The following is a 14711-nucleotide window of genomic DNA, read 5'->3' on the forward strand; positions in this document are numbered from 1 at the left end:
GCTGTGTAGCTGCCAACAACCAGGCTGGAAAGTTTTACAGTAGCGGCATTGGCGGCTGTAAAGCTGTAACCTGCTGGCGCAGTAGTTAATTCCCACTTGTATTGTTTGATGGAACCGTCTTTATCGTAAGAAGCAGAGCCGTCCAGCGTTAAAGAGTCGACAGGCAGGGTGATAGATGCTGGTGCTTTTACTGAAGCAACAGGTGCCACATTCGGAGCTTTGTTAACAACAAAGGAAGTTTTTGCTGAAGCTGTAGCACCGTCATTATCTGTAATGGTGAGAGTGGCTGTGTAGCTGCCAACAACCAGGCTGGAAAGTTTTACAGTAGCGGCATTGGCGGCTGTAAAGATATAGCCTGCTGGCGCAGTAGTTAATTCCCATTTGTACTGTTTGATGGAGCCGTCTTTATCATAAGAAGCAGAGCCGTCCAGCGTTAAAGAGTCAACAGGCAGGGTGATGGAAGCTGGTGCTTTTGCAGAGGCTACAGGTACAACATTGGGGGCAGGGTTCACTACTATGTTAACGTTTGCATTTCCGGTTGCTTGTTTGTCGTCTGTTACAGTCAACTGAAAATTATAAGTGCCGGCAGTTACTTTAGTTACATAAAGTTTCGATTGTTTACTGTCGCTAAGTGTGTAGCCCGCCGGGCCTGAAACAAGTTTCCATGCGTAAGCCTTTATGCTGCCATCGCTGTCCTTGGAAGTGCTGCCATCCAATAAAAGTGAATCGACAGGCATGGTTACTGTTTTGGCAGTATTGATAACCGCGGCGGGTGCCTGGTTTTCAGGCTGTGTAACAGGGCCGTCTTTTGTTACTTCTGTAGCGCTTTTCCTACTGTACTGCAACATCCATTCGTACATGTTCATGCCATTGGGCCTCCAGTTGGGGTCGTAGCCTTTTGTCCAGGCATCGTGGCCACTGGCATGGTTTAAAGTGAGCAGGGTAGAAGGGTCAATGCCATTTGCCAGCAGGTTATTGTACCAGTCTTTACTTGTTTGGGGGGCAACTATATTATCGCCATCATTGTGCATTATCCACACAGGTAGGCCTGCTTTAGCAAGTACGGCAGATGATTCTGTAGAAGACGGGTAGTTGCCGCATATAGGGGCGATGGCGGCAAGGCTGTTGGCTATATATTCAAACCCTTTGCCTATTACGTACATTCCTTTGCTGCTAAGCTGCCATACGGTGCCGCCCCCCTGGCTAAGTCCGGTAATATATATCCTGCTTTCATCAACACGGTATTGCTTCTTACAGTATTCCAGCAAAGCTTTTACCATCTGGGGGTTGCGGTCGGTAGTTTTTATTTGTGGAGATATAACTATAAAGGAGTATTCTTTGCCATTTACCTTGAATTTTTTGGGAAATATGCCGTTGTTAATCAGTTTGGGAATCCCATTCTTTAAAACTTTTGGCAGCGCTGTCTGAGAGCCGTTGCCAACTTCTCCCACACCATGAAAGAATACCAGTAATGGATAGTTGTTGGAGTTGCCGTTGTATCCTTCGGGCAGGTATTCCCAATAGCCTTGTATCAAAGGGTCAATGCTTTTGGTAATAGGCGTATGGGTTTGGGCAGAAGAAATGTTAACGATGGAAAAAAGTAAGGTACATATCAAAAAGGTCCTGGGTATGGGCAAAAGAATGGCCCTGATGAAAAAAAAGTTTTTCATTTTCAGTAATAATTAGATGGATGATTGGATAATGGATGTAAACCGGCCGTTCAGCGCATGGCATGCCCCGCAACGCTTTTGGCGAAGTTCAGGCAAGAGATTTCCTTTGAGCTGAAAGCCCTTCTTTTAAAGAAATTGATTGTTAGCAGTAAACCCGGTTATTCTCTAAGCCGGATATGTGAAAGCAGGGGCGGTGGCTTAACTAAAAATGCCCGTGTAGGCGGTGTGTGTAGATTGGGGATCATAATATTGGATTTTGGCTGCATAATGGCAAAATCTGTGCCGCTGATATGGCCAATCTGCGCTTTTAAGCTGTTCTTGATGGTTTTTTAATACATGATGAAAACTCTAATATTAATTAAACGATAAATAAATGTTTGAAATACAATTATATGTTATGCCCGCTGGTCTTGTAAATTTTTTTTCGGAGTGGTATTAAAATTTTTACTTCTTTTCTGCGGCCATAAAAGCGGCCAGCGTACTGGCGGCAGATTTTCTTATTTTCTTTTTTAAGAAAGGCAACCAGCCTAACAGCAGGCCGGGCATACCAAGGGCCTGGCTGGCCCAGCGGTAAAAGCTAAAGCTGTCTGTATGGCTTAGTATTTTCCCGTCGCGGAATGTAAAAGATGCTTTTATTTTATTAACTACTTTTTTGCCGGTAGCGGAAAAAGTGTAAACTGCCGTCCACTCTGCCCGGCCTGTATCACCCGAAGCATTTACGTTGGAATAGGTAAGCTGCAAATCCCTGCCGCGGGTTACCAGCATTTGCCACATGGCTTTCACTTCTGCCGCGTTAAGGTTTCTGAACACTGGGTCATTAAAAACGGCATCATCTGCATAGCAACCCTGCATACCTTTATAATCTTTGTTCTGAAAGCAGGTATAAAAATGCCTTATTAAGTTTTCATTTCTGGTCATGTATAAATGTACTTATTTAAAAGCCGCTTCGCGTTGCTTTGTTTTTCGTTGTGTACAAGCTTTGGCCTTTCATGGTATCGCCTGTTGAGCAATCTTGCGTGACGAAGCAGTCCCGAAGTTTCGGGAGAACACTTGTACGTTCCGTTCTATGGGCGGCTTTTAAGCCCGGATGGCATTTGTTTTGTGCCCGGCACAAAACGGCAAAGCCACGATAACCGTGGCTTTGTTGTTTTATTCATTAGTTAAGATTGTTACTGATACTCCATTGTAAACTTCGTTGTGCCGTCTGTTGAGGTAAGCACATTGCCGTTAGCATCATACGTGTACTGGTTGGTAACGGTGTAGTCAAATTCGGTTCCGGGAAAATCATACGCTGCTGAAAGCATATCGTTTTTTGCCGCAAACAGCAGGGAAAAACCCGCATGGTCCAACACATATTTGGTAAGCCTGGGAAACAAAGGTTTTTTGTTGCCGTAAGTAAAACTGGCTTTTACAGGTTCATCACCACCAGACTCAATGCTGGCGAGGTTGCCATTGTTATAGGAAAGTACAAAATCAGCTTCGGCGGGGTCAACCTTAGACTTAACATGAATTTTTGTAACCGCATCATTCTCTACGGTATAGGCTAATTCGTCATCCTGTGTAAGATCGTCGGGTTCGCCGGCGGTAAGCATCCAATGCTTTAAGGTGCCCGTAGCAGGAACGTTGTTGTTGTACGTGAAGGTGTAAATTGTTTTTGTGCCGGCATCCTTTTCCTCAATTTTAGTAAGGTTACCTGCCGCGTCGTAAGTAAACAGTGTGGCTTCTTTGTTGTCGGCGCTTTTCATGGCTGTAAGCCTGTTGCCCTCGTAGGTAAGGCTGTACACCGTGTTTGTTTCACCTTCTGTCTTGGTTACTTTTTTAAGTGTTTTGGCGGCTCCGTCTCCGGGGCCAGGGTTGGTTTTGTCTTTAGAACAAGATGCGGCGATAAGGGTTGTAATGGCGCCTGCGATAATCAATACTCTTTTCATAAATGTAATTCTTCCGGTTAAACAATACCAGGCTAAGCTGCGGCCAAAGGCGTTTTTTGCAGGTTTAGGCTGATTGAGACGCAATATTAGTTTGCGGTATAATTGCCCCTTGTTAGATGAGGAATGAATTGCGCAAAGCATGGTATGAAGCCTTACAAACAATGTAATGAGCTGGTTTTGACGGGAATGCATAAATGCCCCCTTAACATGTCGTAAACAGCCCCTTGCTTAAAGAAACTTATTACCAAATTTGTTGTTCTTAAAATACAATCTATGCAAACAGAAACCTGGAACGATGATGTTACCGTACTGTATGTTACCGCTACTTCTTTTCCCGCGGGTATTTTGGCAGCACATCAGCAGTTGCATGCTTTAATTCCGTTTTCAACGAAGCGTAAATACTTTGGCGTATCGCGGCCGGAAGATGGTAACATTGTTTACAGGGCAGCCGCTGAACAACTAAGCGATGATGAAGCAACCCATCTTAAGCTTGACACACTTGTACTGAAAAAAGGCCATTATGCGGTACTTATGGTACATGACTATATGAAAGATCTGCCTGCCATAGGGAAAGCTTTTAATGTACTGCTTGAACAGCCCGGCCTTGATCCACAGGGATATTGTGTAGAATGGTACCTGAACGACAAGGATGTAAAGTGTATGATAAGGCTGGAAGAATAAAATGAGGCGATAACTTTTCTTTAAGAAAGGGTTTCTGGTAATTCTATTACATTGTATTATGAAATTTATTATACCAATATTCGTAACCCTGTCATTAATTACTACCCCCATTTATACCCAAGCTATCAACAGTAAGGGCAAGATTAGTTTTATAATTGATCAGGCTTTTATGCAAGCCTGCGAAAAAAATGATTCGCTTTGCAAGCCTGTTACTATTATACGAAAAAGCATCCAAGATAGTATAGAGATGATTTTTCCTACGGGCGGCAGTCAAACAGACGTTTACATCTATGTTCCTGACAGTGCTTTTGCAAAATGGGTGCGAGGTGTTAATGAAGAGGAACCTCAGCCTTTAAGGCATGTTCAAAAATTATATCTGGAAGGGAAGCCTATAGTGGACATAACTTCATTGCCCGATGGTAATTATCTCTGTTGGATGCTTGGTTGTAACCTTGGAGGGAGCTTTGGTCTGGTTCTAACCACAAAAAAAGAAGAAGATATCTTGAAGAAATAGTATAGGTCGTTCTACCCGGGCCTGAAAAGCCGCCATGAAAAACCTATTGTACAAGAGTGCGACGCAAGGGACGCCTCATAACGGTTACTGCCGATGGGTACCAAAAACTTGCTTTACAATATTTGCCGGGGCCAGTTCTTGTTTATCTGTACAGAACAATATAATTTAAGCCCAAGAAGACTAATCGTATATGCCGGCCGAACCTGCTTTTATTATAGCGTATCAAAATGATGACTCCTGGTTTCCCCAAATAGCCCCGCAATTGTGCGCTGAATACAATGCATGCGAACTGGCATTTGATAACGAAATTGGAAAGGGCAATTTTTATAAAGTAGATATTGAACCAGGATTAAGGGCAAGAAAAATTGAGGTTACTTTTAATAAGCCGGTTAAGTTTTTGCGTAACAGCACTGCACACCCCGGTTATTATATATTACTGTCTAATTTAAGTGAGCAATGCCTGGAAACCACCACGCAGGAAAAAACAGTAAAGCTTGGATACAATACAGAGAATGGTTTGTATTTCAGCTCTCCGCAGCTTTCAGCATCCTATAACTTTCTGCCGGGGGTGGCCTATCATCTTATCTTTATTGTAATCACTTCCGATCGTCTCCAGAATTTTATTACCCGTCAACCAGGGGCACAACTGGATATTTTAAAAACTGTGGTTGATAAAGACCATCCCATTTATCATTTTGAATGCATGGATGCTTATTTTATGAGCCTTCTGAAAGAAATGGACCTTCAACTGCATGCTGAACGGGCCAATAACCTGCTGCTGCATGCAAAAACACTGGAACTTTGTTATCACATGCTGCAGCAGGTTGAGAAAAGGCAAAGCAAAAACAACCTTAAAAATATTCATCATGCCGATGTGGACAGGCTGAACGAAGTGCGCCAGCAACTAATGGAACATTACCAGGAGCCCTGCCCAACTATTGAACAGGCGGCACGAAATGCCGCTATGTCTCCAACCAAATTTAAAAACCTGTTCAGGCAAATGTTTGGGCAAACCTATTACCAGTATTACAAAAACATACGAATGTACAAGGCCAAAGAACTGCTGCAGCAACAAAAAATGAATGTGTCTGAGGTGGGCTATATGTTAGGCTATCAAAGCCTGAGCAAGTTTACAAAAGCTTTTAAAGATGTTTTTTCTATAACGCCGGGAAACCTGGTTGCCGATTAAGCCCGTCACAATCCTGATTTTCGCATCAGTTCAAAGTAACGTTCGTCTTTCTTGAGCCCTTTGTAAGACGGGTACTCTAAAAAGAATGCCGCCGGCGCCACACGTTTTTCTATGCACTGGTTTATGTGATAAAAAGTTTTGTCAATATCACCCAAAGCAAACCATACGCCCGCCAGCTCTCCATCTACAACGGTGCCTGGTTCTTCAATAGTGCGTTGTTCCATTTTGTGTATACATTCAAGCGCCTTGTCTCTGTTGCCCAGCCGGGCATTGCTGTAGCCAACACCCAGTAAACCTTTCAGCGGATGATTGGTAAGCCGGTGTACTTCTTCAAACAGTTGCAATGCTGCTGGCCAGTTGCCCTTCATTCCTGTGGACCAGGCTTTCAGTTCAATAGCTGCCCGCATTTGCGGGTTTATTTCCAATAATTTATCAGCCTGTTGTATGGCATCATCATAGCGTTCATTAAAAATATACATGTTGCCTAAAGATTGGTTGGCTACGGTTGACAGCGGGTCTTTCTCAACAGCCTGCTCCATTATTTCAACCGCTTTTTCTTTTTCTCCTTTTACAATATGATAAAAGGCCAGCAACTGGTAAGTAGGGGAGTGGCCCGGTTTAAGCTGCAGGGCTTTTTGTAATTCTTTATAAGCTTCATCCCATTTCCACTCATAAAAAAGATAGGCCCCGGCTTTAGCGGTATGGCCTTCCGCCACGTTGCTGTCCAGCTCCAAAGCTTTATCTGCGCATTCATGCACAATGGCAAATGCTTCATGCGGCGACATCTGGCCCATTGAACCCAGGTAAGCATAAGCGCCGGCCTTTAGTGCCCATGCGGCAGCATAGCCAGGTTCAATGGCAATGGCCTGTTCAAAACATTCAATGGCTTTACGGGTGTCTGCGGGTGTAAGCCTGTTCCAAAAATGAAGCCCTTTTAAATAAAAGGTGTAGGCATCCATGTTTTTTACTGTCGTCTTTGCCTTGTTTGCAGGCTGCGGCGCCGCGGTTAAATTTTCACGCAGCCTGTTAGCAATAATGCCACTTATTTCATCCTGCACTTCAAAAATATCGGTAAGGTTACGGTCGTAGTTTTCGCTCCATATATGGTAGCCATCCGCTGCATTTATCAACTGAGCGGTAATGCGAACGCGGTTACCTGCTTTGCGTACACTGCCTTCCAAAACTTTGTCTACATTCAATTGTATGGCTATGTCGCGTATGTCTTCATTCCTGCCTTTAAAAGCAAAACTCGAGGTGCGTGATGTTACCTGTAACCCGTCAATCCTCGTAAGCGCATTCAGTAATTCTTCCGTAATGCCGTCGCTGAAAAACTCATTCTCGGGGTCAGCGCTCATATTTACAAAAGGCAGTACGGCCAGCCGGTTGCCGGGCTGGCTGGTTTTGCCTTTTAATTCACCGCGGGCCGGAACAGCGATGCCGGTGTTGCTGATGGCATAAATGCGTACAGGCTGTTTTACATTCTTCAATTCAAAATAACCCAGTTCCCTTGTTTGTATGGTTTGCTGGTTCTTTATTTCATCAAACACTTTTTCAGACACAAAAATGCCGCCTGGTACCGCCAGCGATTCTATACGGGAAGCCAGGTTAACGCCGTCGCCATAAATGGCTTCTTCTTCCATAATAATATCACCGGTATGAATGCCCATACGCAGGTCAACAGGCGGTTCCTGCTTCAATTGCTGTTGTATGCTTACAGAACAATGCACCGCATCAATAGCGCTGTTGAATATACTCAGCGAGCCATCGCCATAGTATTGCAGAATTTTGCCGTTGAATTCTTTTACAGATGTTTCCAGCACCTCTTTCAGCCGTTTACGTTTCAGGCGGGCCAGTTGTTCATTCTCCTGCATCAGGGCGGTGTAACCCGTCATGTCGGCGAATAATATTGCAGCAAGTTGTCGCATAAGGTTGTAAAATAACAAAGAAAAGCGGCAAAGGCGTTCTGCTAAAATTATCAGCGGTGTTATTTACGGATGTGGCATGTTTTGGTGACGGGCTGAGGTTTTTCATGGTATCGGTCGTTGAGCAATTTGCGTGACAAAGCAGCAAATTGGAACACTTGTACGTCCGGTTATTATGGCGACTTTTAAGCGGGTATTAGATTAGCTTAAGAATTCATCTGTTTACTATTCAATTTGGGCATTCAATAAATTCACTAACTTGATTTAATCTTAGGTTACTTTCCGAAGTTCATGCGAAAAGAATCTAATGTAAAAATTATTAGCTATATAAAAAAGCAGAGTACATCTAAAAGCAGGAATGTTCTACAAACAATCGCGACGTTCTTACTATATCCTTTATTGTTAATGGGCGGTCTTTTAATGTTGCTTGTTACAGGAATTTTTTCAGCGTTTCAGAAAATATTTTCATCAGCACATAAGCAAGTGCATGTTAAGCAAGAAGGGCAGATAAATGAATGGGTGGTTTTAACGGAGAAAAATGGATTGAAAGTGTTTAAAAAGTACAAAGGAGAAATTCGTTTTGGGCCAGTTTACGTTAATCTGAAAACAGAGCCTCCAATTAAGCTGATTAAGGATCAAGTCTTTGGTGACTGGTTTTATCAATATCATGCGTATATTTTTCTGCAAGAGTGGAATTCAACAATTTATCCAAATACTAATCTTGTTTGCATAGAGACTGCAACACTTGATGTAAAAGTGTTGCAGAAAAATATTCCCGCTGTTATTTGGTCTATTGTTGAGAAAGAAAGTACGGAATTGCAATTGTCCTGCAACACAGGAAAGGATATACTCACCTATCGCATAAGAATTGATGACATTACATGAATAATTTTTCTGTTACTGCCTACAAAAGCAAATGCCACATATTTTGCCAACTTACAAAGCTGTATACAGCGTAAAAAAACATTTACCCCTTCAACTTCCTCAACTGTTGCAGCAAGGCTCTTAAGTCTTTTGGTATTTCTGCTTCAAAACTGTAGGCTTCGCCGTTAAGTTCAAATTGCAGTAAATGGCTGTGCAGGGCCAGGCGGCTGAGTATGGGCCGTTCGCTTTCTTCTTTTTTGGAGAGCTTGTAATTACGTTTAAGGGCAGATATCAATACGTGTTCCCCATTGCCATACAACTCATCGCAAACAATGCTGTGGCCAATATATTGCATGTGTACCCTTATCTGGTGGGTGCGGCCGGTATGTATCCTGAACCGCAGCCAGCTATACATGCGGAAGCTTTCCAGTACTTCATAATCTGTAAGGGATGGCTTACCCTTTTGATTGGTAACCATTTTGCCGGTTTTACCCGGATGCTCCATGATGGGGGCGTCAACACTTCCTTTTTCTTCTGCCGGGCTGCCAAGTACCAGGCCCAGGTAGTATTTTTTTACATCCCGGCCTTCAAACAACTGGCTGAGTTGTTTATGGGTGTTTTCATCTTTGGCGAATACAATTACACCGCTGGTATCTTTATCAAGACGGTGAACTGTGTATATGTTGCCATAACGCTGCAGCAGCATGTCTTTTAACGATACCTCACTCTGCATCCTGTCTGGCACGCTTAATAAGCCGGAAGGTTTGTTGATGGCTATAAAAAAATCGTTCTCGAAAATGATGTCTGGTTTCATATCCTGTGCTGGGTTAAAAATAGCTGCGAGCTGATAGCTTTGAGCCACGAGTTATGAGCTGATAGCTATGAGTTGCGAGCCCGTCTCATAGCTCACGGCTCAAAGCCTGTAGCCGGCATGCTATACGGTGGGAAAAGCTGAATAGCGGATCCAACCGTAAAAGAGTGCGACGCAACGGCAGCTATATATCTGTTCAATTGCCGGGCCCATAAAAAATATAACCCCGGCATTTATAGCTTGTTGATTATTGAGCTGATTTTTTTACAAAACTCTGGTTCATGTATTTGAGCAGCCGTACTTCTTTTTCGTTTAAGAAACGCCACTTGCCACGCTCTACATTTTTCTTGGTAAGGTTGGCAAACATAACCCTGTCCAGGTTTTTTACCTTGTAGCCCAGGTGCTCGAAAATACGGCGCACAATGCGGTTGCGGCCACTGTGTATTTGTATGCCGATAACGCTTTTGTCTTTGGTATCTGCATAACCTAATTCATCCGCTTTTATCTGGCCGTCTTCCAGCGTTATGCCGGTTAATATGCTTTCAGCGTCTTTTTTTACCAGCGGTTTATCCAGCGTTACTTCGTACAGCTTTTTTATTTCGTAAGAAGGGTGGGTAAGCTTTTGGGCAAGTTCGCCATCGTTGGTAAGCAATAACACACCGGTTGTATTGCGGTCAAGCCTGCCAATGGGGTAGATGCGTTCCTGCGTTGCTTCTTTAACCAACTCCAGCACAGTCTTGCGGCCTTGTGGGTCGTCTGATGTAGTAAGATAGTCTTTAGGCTTGTTCAGCAACACATACACCAGGTTTTTCTGCAGGTGTACCTGTTTGCCTTTTACCAATACTTTATCCGTGGCAGTAACCTTGTAACCGGGTTCGTAAACAATGGAACCGTTCACCTGCACTTTGCCTTCCTTCACCATTTCCGCGGCTTCGCGGCGGCCGCAAACGCCTGAATGCGCAATGTATTTATTAAGCGGCATTTCATCGGTTGCAGCCTGTTTATGGGTTGCAGGTTTTTGCGTTATCTCGTCGTAAGATTTAGCTACCGGTTTGCCTTGTTTATAACGCGGCTTATCTGTTGAAGTTTTATGATGGGCGCCTCTTGATGGTTTTGGCGCGGCAGGCTTTGTAAAGGGCGGCCTGTCTGCTTCTTTTTTAAAAGTGTTGGCAGGTTGCTTTGCAGGGTAACTGCTTTTTTTATCCGCAGCGTTAAAATTTCTTTCAGGCTTCTCTTTTCTTGCCGGGGAGAAGTTGCTTCTGTCCCCTTTCTTGTCAATTCTTATTTCCCTTTTCCTTGTTCCCTGTTCCTTGTTCTCTATGCCCCGTAATTTTTCCAGTTTCTTTCTCCTGAACTCTTCGCCTTCGGCTCTTAGCTGGGCTTTTGCTTTTCTCTTTTCCTGGCGCAGGGCTTCTTTCTTTTTAGCGCCTGTCGCTTCTTTGTTCATAAACTTGTCGAACGCATGTTTTGCCATAATCTTTGGTTTGCTGTTTTACAACAGGAGTTATTGTGAATGGTGAGTGGTGTGTGGTGAATGGCGAGTGGGGGGGTAAAACAATCATGGGCTTCCCCACTTGCCACTACCCACTTACTACTAACTTTCTTTATTAGCCAGTTGCCCGCAGGCTGCATCTATATCTTTACCACGGCTGCGGCGCAGGTGGGCGTTTACTTTATGCGCTTCCAGGTATTGCATAAAATGCTGCGTGGTTTCTTCATCCGGTTTGGTAAACTTAACCGCGTCTATCGGGTTGTATTCAATAATGTTCACCAGGTCTGCCGGAACCTGCCGGTATATTTTTACCAGTTCATCAGCATCTTTCTGGGAGTCGTTAAAGTTTTTGAAGAGAATGTATTCAAACGTTATTTCGTTCTTGGTGTTTTTGTAAAAGTAGTTCAGCGCTTCAACCAGCGCTTTAATATTATTGCTTTCATTAATGGGCATAATCTCGTTGCGCTTGGTATCGTTGGCAGCATGCAGGGACAGTGCCAGTTTAAAACGCACTTTATCATCACCCAGTTTTTTAATCATCTTGGCAACACCCGCGGTAGAAACTGTAATGCGTTTGTGGCTCATGCCCAGTCCATCTTCCGCGCCAATGCGTTCAATGGCTTTCAGCACATTGTTGTAGTTCAGCAGCGGTTCCCCCATACCCATGAACACGATGTTGGAAAGTTTCTTGTTGTACACCCTTTCCGCCTGCTGGTTAATCAGCACCACTTCGTCGTAAATTTCATCGTAGCTAAGGTTGCGTTTGCGGTCCATGTAGCCGGTAGCGCAGAATTTGCAGCTAAGGCTGCACCCGATTTGGGATGATACACAGGCCGTTTGCCTGTTTTCGGTGGGTATCAGTACGCCTTCTACCAGGTGGCCGTCATGGGTTTTAAAACGGCTTTTAATGGTGCCATCGGCACTGTATTGGGTAGCATCTACCTGCAGGGCGGGCAGGGTAAACTGTTCGGAAAGTTTCTGCCGCAGGTCTTTGCTAAGGTTGGTCATCGCCTCAAAGCTGTGCGCATGTTTTTGCCAAATCCACTCATATACCTGTTTGGCCCTGAACTTTTTATCGCCGGCGGCAACAAAATATTCCTCCAGGTCTGGCAGGGTAAGGTGCCTTATATTAGGTTGTTGTTGTGTTACAATCATCCCGCAAAGATAACTGTTGCAGCCGCCCGTAAATTTTCAAAAGCCTTTTAACAGCTTAAAAAGCGCTGTAAAAGCAAAGTTTACCGCTGTTTTTAGCAAATTGTTCTGTAATAAGGCTGGGTTAAGAAGTATCAGGGCGCCTGCCGAAGGCACCGGGCTTTCCGCTCATACTCCGCCACAAAGCCTGGCTGCGATGGCTTCAGCGGGGTAACCGCTTCAATCCCTGGCGCGGGCATACGTTGCAGCCCTGGGGGCGACGTATGAAGTGGCCGGAAGCGGACTGTACCGTGTATAGATGAGAAGGTGGCTTTAAACAACTACTGTTTTATTTGCTGTAAAGATTTCTCCGTAAGGTATTGCATTAATTGTGTTGCGTGCATCAATGCCGGGCTTGCCATTGCATCATTAAACAAAACATTTACAGCGCCTTCGCCAAAATAAAGGCCGTCTGAAACAAGAAAAGTTATCCTGGCGTTTCCTTTTGGTGGATGTGGGCACCTTGGTTTATCCCAGGGGCCAATCTGGTTTACGATACCTGCAGAAGCTGAAAACAGGTTGCTCGTTAGTTCATTTGCCTTTTCGTCCGTAGTTGTTTCCCAAACTAAAATTTTTCCCGTCTGGTTAATGTAGCGGGCAGTTCCGTTACTGAATGAGGCTAAAACATCCAGGCCACCATCAAGACCAACTTCAACAATAACAGCCAGTATTTCTTTGTTTGCCGGTTTGTGCCCGGCTGATAGCATCTTATTATAGGCAAGTACTTTTATCCGTGGATCAGCGGTGCTGTTGTCTGTAATCTTTTGCAGGTCTGCAACGGAACTTGTTTCTGAAAAAAGTACGTCAAAAGGGTAAGTATAAGGTGGTTGTTGGTTGGTATTGTACAGGTTCAGGTTGTCGCAGAAGAGCAGGTTATAAATTGCGTTGGCTGAACTGTCTTTATAAGGTGCGAAGCCGGGATGTTTGGCGGCTGGTGATTTTTTGAAAAAATTAAATAGACCCATAGATGTAAAGATTAAAGTGATGGTGTTGTTGGGTTTTATATGTTGGTTTGGTTTAGCTAAATATACACAAATTGTTGAAGTTGTTATAGGCAGAAGAATGCTATACCGCAGCTAACCCTACCCTGCGGGAAAAGCTCAGTAGCGAATCCAACCGTACAAGTGAGTGACACAACGGAAGCCTCATAGTTGTTCCTCCTGCCCGGCCCATAAAAATTCGCTTTCACCATACCAAAATAAATTGAGTATTGTTTGCCTAACGGTTAACTTGCGCAGCTATAACAGGAACAGATGAAAACCGCATATATAATTGACGCCGTTAGAACGCCCATTGGCAAGTATGGCGGCAGGCTTAGCTCCATACGTCCGGATGATTTGCTGGCTTATGTGATAGGCGCTTTGCTGCGCCGCAACGATGGCATTGATGTGGGCGCTATTGAAGATGTGATTATCGGCGATGCCAACCAGGCCGGCGAAGATAACCGCAACGTGGCCCGTATGGCGGCGCTGATTGCGGGGCTGCCCGTTAGCGTGGCGGGCAATACCGTTAACAGGCTTTGCGGCAGCGGACTGCAAAGTATTATGGATGCGGCCCGCGCTATTATGTGCAGCGAAGGCATGCTGTACATTGCCGGCGGCGTGGAAAGCATGACGAGGGCGCCTTTTGTGATGGCTAAGAGCGATGGCGCCTGGAACCGTAAGCAAGAGATACACGATTCTACCATCGGCTGGCGGTTTACCAATAAGGTGCTGGCTGATATGTACTACCCATACTCCATGGGAGAAACGGCGGAGAATGTGGCCAAAGAATGGAACATTAGCCGGGAGCAGCAGGATGCTTTTGCCCTGCAATCTCAGGAAAAATATTTTGCCGCGCTGGCTGCCGGTAAATGGGATGATGAAATTGTGGCCGTTGAAATGATACACGACAGGATGATCAGTTGGTTTCAGCAAGATGAACCACCCCGCCAGACGTCGCTGGAAAAACTGGCGGCGCTTAAGCCGGCGTTTGTAAAAGAGGGTTCCGTTACGGCGGGCAATTCTTCGGGCATTAATGATGGCGCTGCTGCGTTGCTGCTGGCCAGCGAAGAGGCGGTAAAACTATTTAACCTGCAACCGCTGGCAAGAGTGGTTAGCATGGCTGTTGCCGGTGTTGACCCTGCTATTATGGGCATGGGGCCGGTGCCGGCTTCCAAAAAAGCGTTGCAGAGGGCCGGGCTTACCATTAACGATATGGATGTGGTAGAGCTGAACGAGGCTTTTGCTTCTCAATCGCTGGCCTGCATGAAAGAATTGGAGCTGGATGCGGCAAAGGTGAATGTAAACGGCGGGTCCATCGCTATTGGCCACCCGCTGGGTTGCAGCGGCTCAAGAATATCTGCCACGCTGCTGCACGAAATGCGCCGAAGCAACGCCCGTTATGGGTTGGCTACCATGTGCGTTGGGGTAGGGCAGGGGGCCGCGGTGGTTTATGAGAGGGTGTAGCG

At 44.9% G+C, this 14711-nt stretch carries 13 protein-coding genes; 5 read left to right on the forward strand and 8 right to left on the reverse strand.

Annotated elements, in window-relative coordinates; all coding sequences use genetic code 11:
* The 3 genes from F0364_RS04690 to F0364_RS04700 all read right to left on the reverse strand — a co-directional run.
* The coding region (locus F0364_RS04690) for a carboxylesterase family protein (RefSeq protein ID WP_153796604.1) at positions 1 to 1670 on the reverse strand (1670 nt) is incomplete at its 3' end.
* A 444-nt stretch (positions 1671 to 2114) separates the two neighbouring features.
* A complete protein-coding gene (locus tag F0364_RS04695; RefSeq protein ID WP_153796605.1) occupies positions 2115 to 2588 on the reverse strand; it encodes a nuclear transport factor 2 family protein in 474 nt (157 codons plus the stop codon).
* A gap of 251 nt (positions 2589 to 2839) precedes the next feature.
* Positions 2840 to 3598 carry a hypothetical protein gene (locus tag F0364_RS04700; protein ID WP_153796606.1) on the reverse strand — a complete coding sequence of 253 codons (759 nt, stop codon included), beginning with the start codon at positions 3596 to 3598 and terminating at the stop codon, positions 2840 to 2842.
* Between the two features lie 273 nt (positions 3599 to 3871).
* On the opposite strand from F0364_RS04700, the gene F0364_RS04705 reads away from it, so the two are divergent.
* From F0364_RS04705 to F0364_RS04715, 3 genes are all read left to right on the forward strand, one after another.
* Positions 3872 to 4279: a transcriptional regulator gene (locus F0364_RS04705; RefSeq protein ID WP_153796607.1), complete on the forward strand. Its 408-nt coding sequence runs from the start codon at positions 3872 to 3874 to the stop codon at positions 4277 to 4279.
* 58 nt (positions 4280 to 4337) lie between these two features.
* Positions 4338 to 4793 carry a hypothetical protein gene (locus F0364_RS04710; RefSeq protein ID WP_153796608.1) on the forward strand — a complete coding sequence of 152 codons (456 nt, stop codon included), beginning with the start codon at positions 4338 to 4340 and terminating at the stop codon, positions 4791 to 4793.
* 190 nt (positions 4794 to 4983) lie between these two features.
* On the forward strand, positions 4984 to 5982 hold the full coding sequence (locus F0364_RS04715) for a helix-turn-helix domain-containing protein (RefSeq protein ID WP_153796609.1): 999 nt from the start codon (positions 4984 to 4986) through the stop codon (positions 5980 to 5982).
* A 5-nt stretch (positions 5983 to 5987) separates the two neighbouring features.
* On the opposite strand, the gene F0364_RS04720 is transcribed toward F0364_RS04715, so the two are convergent.
* Positions 5988 to 7907: an adenylate/guanylate cyclase domain-containing protein gene (locus F0364_RS04720; RefSeq protein WP_153796610.1), complete on the reverse strand. Its 1920-nt coding sequence runs from the start codon at positions 7905 to 7907 to the stop codon at positions 5988 to 5990.
* Between the two features lie 288 nt (positions 7908 to 8195).
* On the opposite strand from F0364_RS04720, the gene F0364_RS04725 reads away from it, so the two are divergent.
* Complete coding sequence (locus F0364_RS04725; RefSeq protein WP_153796611.1) at positions 8196 to 8789, forward strand: hypothetical protein; 594 nt, start codon at positions 8196 to 8198, stop codon at positions 8787 to 8789.
* Between the two features lie 82 nt (positions 8790 to 8871).
* On the opposite strand, the gene F0364_RS04730 is transcribed toward F0364_RS04725, so the two are convergent.
* From F0364_RS04730 to F0364_RS04745, 4 genes are all read right to left on the reverse strand, one after another.
* A complete protein-coding gene (locus tag F0364_RS04730) occupies positions 8872 to 9630 on the reverse strand; it encodes an RluA family pseudouridine synthase (protein ID WP_262885369.1) in 759 nt (252 codons plus the stop codon).
* A gap of 196 nt (positions 9631 to 9826) precedes the next feature.
* The gene (locus tag F0364_RS04735; RefSeq protein WP_235921014.1) at positions 9827 to 11053 is read right to left on the reverse strand and encodes a pseudouridine synthase; all 1227 of its coding nucleotides are present in this window, start codon (positions 11051 to 11053) and stop codon (positions 9827 to 9829) included.
* Between the two features lie 120 nt (positions 11054 to 11173).
* Positions 11174 to 12226: a dual-specificity RNA methyltransferase RlmN gene (gene rlmN / locus F0364_RS04740; RefSeq protein WP_153796613.1), complete on the reverse strand. Its 1053-nt coding sequence runs from the start codon at positions 12224 to 12226 to the stop codon at positions 11174 to 11176.
* 317 nt (positions 12227 to 12543) lie between these two features.
* On the reverse strand, positions 12544 to 13227 hold the full coding sequence (locus tag F0364_RS04745; protein ID WP_153796614.1) for a hypothetical protein: 684 nt from the start codon (positions 13225 to 13227) through the stop codon (positions 12544 to 12546).
* A gap of 288 nt (positions 13228 to 13515) precedes the next feature.
* Here F0364_RS04745 and F0364_RS04750 point away from each other — a divergent pair, with 288 nt between their 5' ends.
* The gene (locus F0364_RS04750) at positions 13516 to 14709 is read left to right on the forward strand and encodes a thiolase family protein (RefSeq protein ID WP_153796615.1); all 1194 of its coding nucleotides are present in this window, start codon (positions 13516 to 13518) and stop codon (positions 14707 to 14709) included.
* The last annotated feature ends 2 nt before the right edge of the window (positions 14710 to 14711 follow it).

The sequence above is a fragment of the Foetidibacter luteolus genome (assembly GCF_009650435.1).
Lineage (GTDB): Bacteria > Bacteroidota > Bacteroidia > Chitinophagales > Chitinophagaceae > Foetidibacter > Foetidibacter luteolus.